The following is a 12,350-nucleotide window of genomic DNA, read 5'->3' on the forward strand; positions in this document are numbered from 1 at the left end:
GCGATTGTCCCTAGAGTGCCAGCGGGACCCCCGCCGGTCCCCGGCCCCCGCCGTCCCCCGTTGTTGGAGGTCTCCATGTCCCGTCCCCTCGGTCGCCGCGCGGGTGCGCTCGCCGCCGTCGGCGTCACCGCCCTCGCCCTCGCCGCCTGCTCCCCGCCCTCCGAGGGGGGATCCGGCGACACCGCGTCCTCCGGCGGCTCCTCCGCCGCGACGGCCACCTCGGCCGCGGACCTCGGCGGGATGGACGCCCTCGTCGCGGCCGCCAAGAAGGAGGGGGCGCTCAACGTCATCGCGCTGCCGCCGGACTGGGCCAACTACGGCGAGGTCATCAAGGCCTTCCAGGCCAAGTACCCGGAGATCAAGATCACGAGCGACCAGCCGGACGCGAGCAGCGCCGACGAGATCGCCACGGCCAAGCGCCTCAAGGGCCAGTCCGGCGCCCCCGACGTCTTCGACCTCGGCGCGGCCGTCGCGCTCGCGAACACCGACATGTACGCCAAGTACAAGGTCGCGACGTTCGACGACATCCCGGCCGACTTCAAGGACGCCGACGGGACGTGGGTCAACGACTACGGCGGCTACATGAGCATCGGCTACGACTCGGCCAAGGTCCCAGCCCCCACGAGCGTCAAGGACCTCCTCGGCGCGGACTTCAAGGGCAAGGTCGCGCTCAACGGCAACCCGACCGAGGCCGGCGCCGCCTTCGCGGGCGTCCAGATGGTCTCGATCGCCGAGGGCGGCAGCGCCGGCGACCTGACCAAGGGCGTCGACTTCTTCAAGCAGCTCAAGGCGGCCGGCAACTTCCTGCCGGTCGACCCGACGCCCGCCACCGTCGAGTCCGGCCAGACGCCGGTCGTCATCGACTGGGACTACCTCAACGCCTCGCTGAGCGCCAAGGTCCCGACGTGGAAGGTGTTCGTGCCCAAGGAGGCCGTCGTCGCCGGCTACTACTACCAGGCGATCAACGCCGAGGCGCCGCACCCGGCGGCCGCCCGCCTGTGGCAGGAGTTCCTCTACAGCGACGAGGGCCAGAACCTCTGGCTCAAGGGTGGGGCCCGCCCCGTCCGCTTCGACGCGATGAAGACCGCCAACACGCTCGACGCCGACGCCGCGGCGAAGCTGCCCGCCGTCGAGGGCACCCCGGTCGTGCCCACGCAGGCCGACTCCGACAGCGGCAAGAAGTACCTGGCCGACAACTGGGCCAACGCGGTTGGCTGACACGGCGAGCGTCCGCCCTGCGGGGGCGCTGCGACGGCTGCGGCCGTCCGGCGCCCTCGCGGGGGTCGTGCCGTTCTTCGCCTACACGACCGTCTTCCTCCTGATCCCGACGCTCGTCGTCGTCATCGGGGCCTTCCTCGACGGCGACAACCGGCCGACGCTCGGCAACGTCTCGGCGCTCACCCAGCCGGCGGTCGTCCGCGGGCTCGTGCAGTCGGTCGTCCTCTCGGCGGTCACCGCGCTCGGGGGCGCCGTCATCGGGGGCGTCCTCGCGTACGCCGTGAGCACCGCGCGGCCGGGCTCGGTCACCCAGCGGTTCTTCACCTCGCTCTGCGGCGTGCTCGCCCAGTTCGGCGGTGTCGCACTGGCGTTCGCGTTCATCGCGTCGTTCAGCGCACAGGGCCTGCTCAGCGTGCTGCTCTCCGAGGTCGGGATGTCCACCGGCGGCGGTCTGTGGCTCTACGAGTGGGACCGCGGCCTGATGCTCGTCTACCTCTACTTCCAGATCCCGCTCATGCTCATCGTCTTCCTGCCCGCGGTCGAGGGGCTGCGGCCGCAGTGGCGCGAGGCGACCGAGACCCTCGGCGGGACGACGTGGACGTACTGGCGCCGCGTCGCCGGGCCGATCCTCCTGCCGTCCTTCGTCGGCGCGACGCTGCTCCTGTTCACCAACGCCTTCTCGGCGTACTCGACCGCCAAGGCCCTCGTGCCGCAGGCGAACCCGCTGCTGCCGCTGCAGATCGGCAGCTCGCTCTCGTCCGAGGTCATCCTCGGCCAGGAGAACATCGGCAAGGCGATGGCCTTCGAGATGGTCGTCGTCGTCGCGGTCGTCATGGCCCTGTACGCCTGGCTCGACAAGCGCTCCGGCCGCTGGATGTCGCGATGAGCGGCCGCTCGGCGTTCCGCCGCCGCCAGCGCGTCTTCCGCTGGGTGACCCTCACCCTGCTCATGGTCTTCTTCCTCCTGCCGCTGCTCGGCATGCTCGAGTTCACCCTCCAGGGCCCCGGCGGCAACGGGCGCACGCTCGACACGTGGCGCACGCTGGCCGACGTCTCGCAGATCTCGCTCGAGTACCCGGCCCTCAAGGAGGGCTTCCTCGCCTCGGTCGGGCTGGCCGTCATCACGCCGCTCGTCATGCTCGTGCTGCTCGTCCCGACGATGACGTGGGTACGGCTGCGGCTGCCCGGGCTCTCGCGCACCGTCGAGTTCGTCTGCCTGCTGCCGCTCACCGTGCCGGCCATCGTGCTCGTCGTCGGCCTCACCCCGGTGTACGCGTGGGTCTACTACCTCGTCGGCTCCTCGACGATGTGGCTGGCGCTGGCCTACGTCGTGCTCGTCCTGCCCTACGCCTACCGCTCGCTCGACGCCGGCCTGCGCGCCATCGACGTCCGCACGCTCTCGGAGGCCGCCCGCTCGCTCGGCGCCTCGTGGTTCACGGTCATGTGGCGCGTCGTCCTGCCGAACCTGCGCACGGCCGTGCTGTCGGCGTCCTTCCTCTCCGTGGCCCTCGTCCTCGGCGAGTTCACCATCGCCAGCCTCTTCAGCAAGAAGAACCTCCAGGTGGCGATGTACGAGCTCGGCAAGTCCGACGCGAAGATCTCGGTCGCCGTCGGCCTGGCCTCCCTCGTCTTCGGCTTCGTCGTCCTCTTCGCCATGTCGTTCGTCGGCACCCGGCCGGCCGGCGCCGGCCGCGTCGCCCGCCTGCGTCGTCCCCGTCCTGCCAAGGAGACCCCGTGACCTCCGCCCCCGCCACCGCGACGACCCGCGGCACGCCCGTCCAGCTGACCGATCTGCGTCGCGTCTACGGCGGGGTCGCCGCCCTCGACGGGCTGACGCTCCACCTCGAGCCGGGCGAGCTCGTCGCGCTCCTCGGCCCGTCCGGCTGCGGCAAGACGACGGCCCTGCGCTGCCTCGCGGGCCTCGAGGACCCCGACAGCGGCACCATCGAGGTCGGTGGCCGCGACGTCACCCGCATCCCGACGAACAAGCGCGACATGGGGATGGTCTTCCAGGCGTACAGCCTCTTCCCCCACATGACGGCCCGGCAGAACGTCGAGTTCGGCCTCGAGCTGCGCGGGCGCGACCGGGCGGCGCGACGGGCGCGGGCCGGCGAGATGCTCGACCTCGTCGGGCTGCAGCAGCACGCCGACAAGTACGCACACCAGATGTCGGGTGGCCAGCAGCAGCGCGTCGCCCTCGCCCGCGCCCTGGCCATCGAGCCGCAGGTGCTGCTCCTCGACGAGCCGCTGTCGGCGCTCGACGCGAAGGTCCGCACGCAGCTGCGCGACGAGATCCGGCGCATCCAGCTCGAGGTCGGGACGACGACGCTGTTCGTCACGCACGACCAGGAGGAGGCGCTCGCCGTCGCCGACCGCGTCGGCGTCATGTCGGTCGGCCGGCTCGAGCAGCTCGCGGCTCCGGCCGAGCTCTACTCGGCCCCGCGCACCCCGTTCGTCGCCGACTTCGTCGGGCTGACCAACCGGCTGCGGGCGAAGGTCGAGGGCGGGCGCGCGCACGTCCTCGGCGGCAGCATCCCGGTGCTGCCGGGCTCGGCCGATGGCGACGCCGTCGTGCTCGTGCGCCCCGAGGGCGTGACCGTGTCCCCGGGCGGCGACGGCACGGGGGTCTCCGGGGCGAGCGTCGTCAGCGCGAGCTTCCTCGGTGGCCACGGGCGGGTCATCGTCCGCACCCCGGCCGACGAGCTCGTCACCGTGCAGGTGCCGAACACCGACGTCACGCGCTACCGGCCGGGCGACCCCGTCGTCCTGTCGCCGCGCGGCGACGCCGCCCTGGCCGTCGCCGCCGACTGACCGGGGGGTCCGCACCCAGGCGCACTGGGCCCGCGACGACCCCGCACGTGCCGGCTTGTCGTGGGCCGGAGCCCGTCCCGACAGCGACAACCCCGCACGTGCGGGCTTTTCGTGGGCCGGAGCTCAGCCGGGGAGGGCGACGGCGCTGCGGCGGGCGAGGCGGTCGCCGACGGCCACGACCGCAGCGACGGTGAGCGCGAGGACGACCAGCGCCCCGGCGGCCCCGAGCGGCTCGTCGACCGCGAAGGTCGGGATCATCCGCGTGGGCAGGGCGAGCGCGAAGACCATCGCGATGGCGGAGCCGATCCAGCTGCCGGTCATGTTCGCGCGATGGGCCCGCAGGTCACCCCGGCGGATGCCGACGACGCCGAGCGTGACCGTCACGAGCGTCACGAGGCTGAGGATGTGCAGCCAGCTGAACGCGCCGTCGCGCAGGTGGCGGATCCAGAACGAGGACACCGCGGTCCACAGCATGAGGACGACCCAGACGCGGCCCAGGTGGCGGTGGCGGGCATCCCCCTTGCGGCGGGCGAGCTGGACGACGCCGAGCGTGACGGAGACCAGCGCGGCGGCGACGTGGGAGGTGATGAGGAGGGTCCAGGCGTGCACGGTCAGTCCTTCCGGAGAACGGTGACGAGGGTGGTGACGGTGTGCAGCAGGTCGACCGGGTCGGCGCCGACCGCACGGACGGCGTCGTCGAACCGGTCGCCGAGCACCTCGGTGGCGGCGGTGAGGCGGGTGACGCCCTCGGCGGTGACCGCCAGCTCGCGCCGGTTGCCGTGGCCCCGTCCGACCTCGAGGAGCCCGTCGGCCGCGAGGCCGGCGACCATCCGGCTCGTCGCGGCCTCGCTCGAGCCGAGGCCGTCGGCGAGCTCGCGCTGGGTCGGGCGGTCGAGCCGCGAGACGTGGAGCAGCACGAGGTAGCGCCGGTAGGTGAGGCCGCTGCCCGAGCGCGCCAGGAGGGTCTCGGCGCGCCGGTCCATCAGGGCGACGAGGACGTGGAGCTCGTGGGCGAGGGTGGCCATGCATCAAGACTTGCACATGCAACTTGCACCCGCAAGTACATCAGCCGCCCGAGCGCGACCTACACCGCAGTCACCGTCGCCACAGCAACCACTGCTGCGGTGTAGCCCGGCACTGGGGCGGGCGGGGCCGCGTCGCTAGGCTGCCGCCGTGACCGACACCGCCGCCGCCCACGACCTCACCGACCCCGCCACCGACCCGTTCGGGGTCGCGGAGGCCGCCGCCGCCGTCATCCGCGAGCGCACGGGGGTGGAGCGCCACGACGTCGCCCTCGTCCTCGGCAGCGGCTGGGGTCAGGCGGGCGATCTCGTCGGCGAGACGATGACGACGATCGAGAACACCGACGTCCCCGGGTTCGGCAAGGCCGCGGTCGCCGGGCACAGCGGCTCGATGCGCTCGGTCGCCATCGGCGACACCGGCCGCCGCGCGCTCGTCTACGGCACCCGCACCCACTTCTACGAGGGCCGCGGCATCCGCGCGGTCGTCCACGGCGTGCGCACCGCGGCCGCCGCCGGCTGCACGACGATCGTCATCACCAACGGCTGCGGCGGGCTGCGCCCCGAGTGGGCGCCCGGCACGCCGGTGCTCATCAGCGACCACATCAACCTCACCGCGCACTCCCCCATCGAGGGCGCGAACTTCGTCGACCTCACCGACCTCTACAGCCCCCGGCTGCGCGCGGTCGCGCAGGAGGTCGACCCCACGCTCGACGAGGGCGTCTACGTCCAGTTCCGCGGGCCGCACTACGAGACCCCGGCGGAGGTGCGGATGGCCAAGGTCCTCGGCGGCGACCTCGTCGGGATGTCGACCTCGCTCGAGGCCATCGCCGCGCGGCAGAGCGGCCTCGAGGTGCTCGGTGTCTCGCTCGTGACGAACGCGGCGGCCGGCATCTCGCCGAACCCGCTGAGCCACGAGGAGGTCCTCGAGGCCGGCCGGGCCGCGGCCGAGCGCTGCGGACGCCTCCTCGCCGACGTCGTCGGCCGCATCTGAGGCCGCCGCCGTGAGCACGACGCCCGACCTCGACACCCTCCTCGCCGCCGCCCGCGCCTGGGCGGCCGACGACCCCGACCCCGCCACGCGCGCCGAGCTCGAGGGCCTGGCCGACCGCGCCGGCAGCGACGACGCCGCCCGCGAGGAGCTCGCCGACGCGATGTCGGGGATGCTCGAGTTCGGCACGGCCGGCCTGCGCGGGAGGCTCGGCGGCGGGCCGAACCGGATGAACCGGGCCGTCGTCATCCGGGCCGCGGCCGGCCTCACGGCGTACCTGCGCACCGTCACCAGCGAGCCGTTCGTCGTCGTCGGCTACGACGCGCGCACCAACTCGGACGTCTTCGCGCACGACACCTGCGCCGTCGTCACCGGGATGGGCGGCCGCGCCGTCGTCCTCCCCCACCCGCTGCCGACCCCGGTGCTGGCGTACGCGATCCGCCACCTCGGCGCCGACGCCGGCGTCATGGTCACGGCGTCGCACAACCCGCCGCAGGACAACGGCTACAAGGTCTACGTCGGCGACGGCTCGCAGATCGTGCCGCCGGTCGACGGGCTCATCGCGGCCGAGATCGCCCGGGTCGAGTCCGTCGCCTCGGTGCCGCGCGCCGACGACGGCTGGGACACCCTCGGTGACGACGTGCTCGAGGCCTACCTCGACGACGTCGTCACGGTCGTCTCCCCCGACGCGCCCCGCGAGCTGACCGTCGTCCACACGGCGCTGCACGGGGTCGGCTCCGAGACCGTGCGGCGGGCCTTCCTCGCCGCGGGCTTCGCCGAGCCGCTGCCGGTGCCGTCGCAGTCGGAGCCGGACCCGATGTTCCCCACCGTCTCCTTCCCCAACCCCGAGGAGCCCGGCGCGATGGACGCCGCCCTCGAGCTCGCCGAGCAGACCGGCCCGGACCTCGTCGTGGCCAACGACCCCGACGCGGACCGCTGCGCCGTCGCGGTGCCCGGCCCGGGCGGCTGGCGGATGCTGCGCGGCGACGAGGTCGGGGCGCTGCTCGGCTCGTACGTCCTCGAGCGCGGCGTCGCGACCGACTCCCCCGACGCGGTGTTCGCCAACTCGATCGTGTCCTCGCGCCTGCTCGCGGCGATGTGCCGGGCCGCCGGCGTCCGCCACGAGGAGACGCTGACCGGCTTCAAGTGGATCGGTCGCGTGCCCGGGCTGCGCTACGGCTACGAGGAGGCGCTCGGCTACTGCGTCGACCCCGGCCACGTCCGCGACAAGGACGGCGTCTCGGCCGCGCTGCTCGTCGCCGAGCTCGCCGCCACGCTCAAGCAGCAGGGCCGCACCCTCGTCGACCGCCTCGACGACCTCGCGCGCGCCCACGGCGTGCACGCGACCGACTCGTTCTCCGTGCGCGTCGAGGACCTCTCGCTCATCGGCAGGATCATGGACCGGCTGCGCGCGACGCCGCCGACGACGGTCGCCGGCGTCGAGGTGGCCCGCACCGACGACCTCGCCCGCGGGGACGGCGGCCTGCCGCCGACCGAGGGCCTGCGCTACCTCCTGGCCGACGACTCGCGCATCATCGTGCGCCCCTCGGGCACCGAGCCGAAGCTCAAGGTCTACCTCGAGGTCGTCGAGCCGGTCACCGGTGACGACCTGCGCGGCGCCCGCGAGCGCGCGGCGCAGCGGCTCGCGGCCGTCCGCGCCGACCTCGAGGCCGCGACCGCCCTCTGACCTCGACGGACCCGGCGCGTCGGTGTGCGGCGGCGACCGTCCCCCGCGAACCCGATGGCGCTCGCCGTGGCGTGCCCCGTGGCGTCGGAACGGGGGTGGTCACCCCCGTTCACACGCCATCGGCCGCGCCACGACCCATCGACGATGACGCCTCGACCACCCGCCTCACGCCGCGGGCCGGCGCCTCGGAGCGCGGGGCCGAGGTGCCGGTGAGCACACCGGCGTCGGCTCCGGGCATCGTCCGAGGTCAGCGCCCACGGGTGGCGAGATGTGCCAGCCCGGGGGCGTCCACGTCGTCCCACGCTGCCCCCGTCCGGCGGTGACCGGGCCCCGTCGACCCCCGTACACTCCCGGGGTGAGCACGAGCACCGAGGTCGACCCGACGACGCGAGCCCGCGACATCCTCGGGGTCTCCCGCCTGACCAACTCCGCCCTCACCGGCTGGCTGCACGGCCTGCCGGGCGTCGACCAGGTCGGTTGCGAGGCGCGCGCGGCGGCCCTCTCGACCCGGTCGGTCAAGACCTCGAGCAAGGCGTGGGCCATCGACACCGCCATCTCGATGATCGACCTGACCACCCTCGAGGGCGCCGACACCCCCGGCAAGGTCCGCGGCCTCGCGACGCGCGCCCTCGTCCCGGACCCCAGCGACCCGAGCACCCCGAGCCCGGCCGCGGTCTGCGTCTACGGCGACATGGTCCCCTACGCCCGCGAGGTCATCGGCGAGCGCGACGTGCGCATCGCCGCCGTCGCGACCGCCTTCCCGAGCGGCCGCGCGAGCCGCGCCGTCAAGCTCGCCGACACCCGTGACGCCGTGCAGAACGGCGCCGACGAGATCGACATGGTCATCGACCGCGGGGCCTTCCTCACGGGCGACTACCTGTCGGTCTTCCGCGAGATCGCCGAGACCAAGGAGGCCTGCGGCGACGCGCGCCTCAAGGTCATCATGGAGACCGGCGAGCTCGTCACCTACGACAACGTCCGCCGCGCCTCGTGGCTCTCGATGCTCGCCGGCGGCGACTTCATCAAGACCTCGACCGGCAAGATCTCGCCGGCCGCGACCCTGCCGGTCACGCTCGTCATGCTCGAGGCCGTCCGCGACTGGCACGAGGCCACCGGCGAGCAGGTCGGCGTCAAGCCGGCCGGCGGCATCCGCACGAGCAAGGACGCCATCAAGTTCCTCGTCACCGTCAACGAGGTCGCCGGCGAGGCGTGGCTGAGCAACGACTGGTTCCGCTTCGGCGCCTCGAGCCTGCTCAACGACCTCGTCCTGCAGCGCCAGAAGATGACGACCGGCGCCTACTCCGGCGCCGACTACGTCGCCGACGACGCCCCCAGCGGCTACTGACCCGCCACCCCGACCGACCCCCCAAGGACAGCAGCGAATGCCCACCTTCGAGTACGCGCCGGCCCCGGAGTCCCGGGCCGTCGTCGACATCGCCAGCAGCCACGGGCTGTTCATCGGCGGCGAGTTCGTCGAGGCCACCGGCGGCAAGCCCTTCAAGACGCTCAACCCCGCGACCGAGGAGGTCCTCTCCGAGGTCTCCGAGGCGAGCGCGGACGACGTCGACGCCGCCGTCCGCGCGGCCCGCACCGCCTACACCCGCGTCTGGTCGCGGATGAGCGGAGCCGACCGCGGCAAGTACCTCTACCGGATCGCCCGGATCATCCAGGAGCGCGCCCGCGAGCTCGCCGTCCTCGAGACGCTCGACAACGGCAAGCCGATCAAGGAGAGCCGCGACGTCGACATCCCCCTCGTCGCCGCGCACTTCTTCTACCACGCGGGCTGGGCCGACAAGCTGTCGTACGCCGCGCTCGGCGAGAACCCCCGCCCGGTCGGCGTCGTCGGCCAGGTCATCCCCTGGAACTTCCCGCTGCTCATGCTCGCCTGGAAGGTCGCCCCGGCCCTCGCGTGCGGCAACACGGTCGTGCTCAAGCCGGCCGAGACCACACCGCTGACCGCGCTGCTCTTCGCCGAGATCTGCCAGCAGGCCGAGCTGCCCCCGGGCGTCGTCAACATCGTCACGGGCGCCGGCACCACCGGGCAGGCCATCGTCGACCACCCCGGCATCGACAAGCTCGCGTTCACCGGCTCCACGGGCGTCGGCAAGATGATCGCCCGCTCGATCGCCGGCACCCGCAAGAAGGCCACGCTCGAGCTCGGCGGCAAAGGCGCGAACATCATCTTCGACGACGCCCCGGTCGACCAGGCCGTCGAGGGCATCGTCAACGGCATCTTCTTCAACCAGGGCCACGTCTGCTGCGCCGGCAGCCGGATCCTGGTGCAGGAGAACGTCGCCGACGAGGTCGTCCGCCGCCTCAAGCGCCGCCTCACGACGCTGCGCATCGGCGACCCGATGGACAAGAACACCGACGTGGGCGCCATCAACAGCCGCGCGCAGCTGCAGCGCATCGAGGAGATGACGGCCGCCGGGTCGCAGGAGGGCGCCGAGCGCTGGGACTCCGGCTGCGAGCTGCCGAGCACCGGCTACTGGTTCCGCCCGACCGTCTTCACCGACGTGTCGCAGTCGCACCGCATCGCCCAGGAGGAGATCTTCGGGCCGGTCGTCTCGGTGCTGACCTTCCGCACCCCCGGCGAGGCGGTCGCCAAGGCGAACAACACGCCGTACGGCCTGTCGGCCGGCATCTGGACCGAGAAGGGCAGCCGCATCCTCTGGATGGCCGACCAGCTGCGCGCCGGCGTCGTGTGGGCCAACACGTTCAACAAGTTCGACCCGACCTCGCCCTTCGGTGGCTACAAGGAGTCCGGCTACGGCCGGGAGGGTGGCCGCCACGGCCTCGAGGCCTACGTCAAGACCGGGAGTGAGCAGTGAGCGCGCGCGTGGACGTCCGCAAGACGTACAAGCTCTACATCGGCGGCAAGTTCCCCCGCTCCGAGAGCGGCCGCTCGTACGAGGTGCTGGCCGCGCCGACCGGCCGCCGCGCCACCCCGCGCTTCCTCGCCAACGCGGCGATGGGCTCGCGCAAGGACGCCCGCGACGCCGTCGTCGCCGCCCGCAAGGCGCAGCCCGGCTGGGCCGGCGCGACCGCGTACAACCGCGGCCAGGTGCTCTACCGCGTCGCCGAGGTGATGGAGGGCCGCCGCGCGCAGCTCGTCCAGGACGTGCGCGACTCCGAGGGCCTGACCCCGGCGCGCGCCGAGGCCGTCGTCTCCGCCGCCATCGACCGGTGGGTCTGGTACGCCGGCTGGGCCGACAAGTACGCGCAGGTCCTCGGCGGGCTCAACCCCGTCGCCGGGCCGTACTTCGACATCTCCGCGCCCGAGCCGACCGGCGTCGTCGCGGTGCTCGCGCCGCAGGCGTCCTCGCTGCTCGGCCTCGTGTCGGTCGTGGCGCCGGTCGTCGTGTCCGGCAACACCTGCGTCGTGCTCGCGTCGGAGGAGCGGCCGCTGCCGGCCATCGACCTCGCCGAGTGCCTCGCGACCTCCGACGTGCCGGGCGGCGTCGTCAACGTCGTCACCGGGCGCACCGCCGAGGTGGCGCCGTGGCTCGCCTCGCACCGCGACGTCAACGCCATCGACCTGACCGGCGCGGCCGACGCGGCGGGTGTCGAGTGGGGCGACCTCGAGCTCGCCGCCGCCGAGAACCTCAAGCGGGTGCTGCGCCCCGGCGGGTCCGGCCCCGAGGCGGTCGAGCCCGACTTCGACGCGGTGCCCGACCTGCGCCGCCTCACGGCGTTCCTCGAGACCAAGACGGTCTGGCACCCCAAGGGCCGCTGACCCCCGGCGCCTCCCCGCCCGGCGCCTCCCCCGCCCCACGCACCTCCACTTCTCGGGGTCACCCCGAGAAGTCCACGAGACCCCGGATCCGGTCCGGGGTCTCGTGGTCGTTCCGGGGTCTCGACCCGCCCGGGGCCGACCACCGGCTCACGTCGGCCCGGCCGTCGCGCCGCCCCGCGCCGTCCCCGCGTCCCGCACCCCTCCCCGTCCGCCCGGAAACCCGATGGCCCGGGCGTAACGGCCCGCCTAGCCTGCGACGGTGCCGACGCCGCTGCCGACCCCGACCCTCGAGACCGCCCGGCTGCGGCTGCGTCCCTTCACCGCGGCGGATGCCGACCCGCTGCTCGCGCTGATGCGCGACCCGGTCGTCCTGCGCTACTGGGACGCCCCGCCGTGGCGGGACGCCGACCGGGCGCCGGCGTTCGTCCGGGCCTGCCAGCGGCTCGCCGACGAGGGCACCGGCGCGCGGCTCGTCGTCGAGCGCCGCACCGACGCGGCCTTCCTCGGCTGGTGCGCGCTGGCCGGGTACGACGCCGGGTACCGCAGCGCCACCGTCACCTACGTCCTGCGGCAGGACGCGTGGGGCCGGGGCCACGCGACCGAGGCCGTCCGCGCCCTGCTCGACTGGGGCTTCGCGACCCTCGACCTCAACCGCGTGCAGGGCGAGGCCGACACCCGCAACCCCGCCTCGCGGCGCGTGATGGAGAAGCTCGGGTTCGTCCACGAGGGCACCCTGCGCGAGGACTGCGTCGTCGACGGCGAGGTCTCGGACACCTGGGTCCTCGGCCTGCTGCGCCGCGACCGCGAGGCCGGGCCCACCGCCGGCCCCGGAGCGCCGACGCCGGACCACTGACACCGGGCCACCCACGCCGGACCACCGAGGGTCACC

Annotated in this window: 12 protein-coding genes; 10 read left to right on the top strand and 2 right to left on the bottom strand. The window is 73.7% G+C overall.

Features of this window, described 5'->3' with window-relative positions:
• Positions 1–75: 75 nt before the first annotated feature.
• The 4 genes from HL663_RS17770 to HL663_RS17785 are packed head-to-tail and all read left to right on the top strand — an operon-like array spanning position 76 to position 4,028.
• Positions 76–1,218 carry an ABC transporter substrate-binding protein gene (locus HL663_RS17770; protein WP_173029598.1) on the top strand — a complete coding sequence of 381 codons (1,143 nt, stop codon included), beginning with the start codon at positions 76–78 and terminating at the stop codon, positions 1,216–1,218.
• A complete protein-coding gene (locus HL663_RS17775; protein ID WP_286175764.1) occupies positions 1,211–2,104 on the top strand; it encodes an ABC transporter permease in 894 nt (297 codons plus the stop codon). Before HL663_RS17770 ends, HL663_RS17775 begins: the two co-directional genes overlap by 8 nt.
• Positions 2,101–2,955 (top strand): ABC transporter permease, encoded by an 855-nt coding sequence (locus HL663_RS17780; protein ID WP_173029599.1) that lies wholly within the window; start codon positions 2,101–2,103, stop codon positions 2,953–2,955. Before HL663_RS17775 ends, HL663_RS17780 begins: the two co-directional genes overlap by 4 nt.
• Positions 2,952–4,028: an ABC transporter ATP-binding protein gene (locus HL663_RS17785; protein ID WP_173029601.1), complete on the top strand. Its 1,077-nt coding sequence runs from the start codon at positions 2,952–2,954 to the stop codon at positions 4,026–4,028. Before HL663_RS17780 ends, HL663_RS17785 begins: the two co-directional genes overlap by 4 nt.
• Positions 4,029–4,151: 123 nt before the next feature.
• On the opposite strand, the gene HL663_RS17790 is transcribed toward HL663_RS17785, so the two are convergent.
• Positions 4,152–4,637, bottom strand: a complete 486-nt coding sequence (locus HL663_RS17790) for a DUF2306 domain-containing protein (RefSeq protein WP_173029602.1) — start codon at positions 4,635–4,637, stop codon at positions 4,152–4,154.
• 2 nt (positions 4,638–4,639) lie between these two features.
• Positions 4,640–5,053 carry a MarR family winged helix-turn-helix transcriptional regulator gene (locus HL663_RS17795; protein ID WP_173029604.1) on the bottom strand — a complete coding sequence of 138 codons (414 nt, stop codon included), beginning with the start codon at positions 5,051–5,053 and terminating at the stop codon, positions 4,640–4,642.
• Between the two features lie 148 nt (positions 5,054–5,201).
• On the opposite strand from HL663_RS17795, the gene HL663_RS17800 reads away from it, so the two are divergent.
• The 6 genes from HL663_RS17800 (at position 5,202) to HL663_RS17825 (ending at position 12,314) form a co-directional block, all read left to right on the top strand.
• Positions 5,202–6,041 carry a purine-nucleoside phosphorylase gene (locus tag HL663_RS17800; protein WP_173029606.1) on the top strand — a complete coding sequence of 280 codons (840 nt, stop codon included), beginning with the start codon at positions 5,202–5,204 and terminating at the stop codon, positions 6,039–6,041.
• Between the two features lie 10 nt (positions 6,042–6,051).
• On the top strand, positions 6,052–7,725 hold the full coding sequence (locus tag HL663_RS17805) for a phospho-sugar mutase (RefSeq protein ID WP_173029607.1): 1,674 nt from the start codon (positions 6,052–6,054) through the stop codon (positions 7,723–7,725).
• Positions 7,726–8,080: 355 nt separating this feature from the next.
• The gene (deoC, locus tag HL663_RS17810; protein WP_286175765.1) at positions 8,081–9,070 is read left to right on the top strand and encodes a deoxyribose-phosphate aldolase; all 990 of its coding nucleotides are present in this window, start codon (positions 8,081–8,083) and stop codon (positions 9,068–9,070) included.
• A gap of 37 nt (positions 9,071–9,107) precedes the next feature.
• Positions 9,108–10,556 (top strand): aldehyde dehydrogenase family protein, encoded by a 1,449-nt coding sequence (locus tag HL663_RS17815; protein WP_173029610.1) that lies wholly within the window; start codon positions 9,108–9,110, stop codon positions 10,554–10,556.
• Positions 10,553–11,461, top strand: a complete 909-nt coding sequence (locus HL663_RS17820) for an aldehyde dehydrogenase family protein (RefSeq protein WP_173029612.1) — start codon at positions 10,553–10,555, stop codon at positions 11,459–11,461. Before HL663_RS17815 ends, HL663_RS17820 begins: the two co-directional genes overlap by 4 nt.
• 259 nt (positions 11,462–11,720) lie before the next feature.
• Positions 11,721–12,314 carry a GNAT family N-acetyltransferase gene (locus HL663_RS17825; protein ID WP_173029614.1) on the top strand — a complete coding sequence of 198 codons (594 nt, stop codon included), beginning with the start codon at positions 11,721–11,723 and terminating at the stop codon, positions 12,312–12,314.
• The last annotated feature ends 36 nt before the right edge of the window (positions 12,315–12,350 follow it).

Origin of the sequence: Arthrobacter sp. NEB 688 (assembly GCF_013201035.1) — a bacterium.
Taxonomy (GTDB): Bacteria; Actinomycetota; Actinomycetes; order Actinomycetales; family Dermatophilaceae; genus Phycicoccus.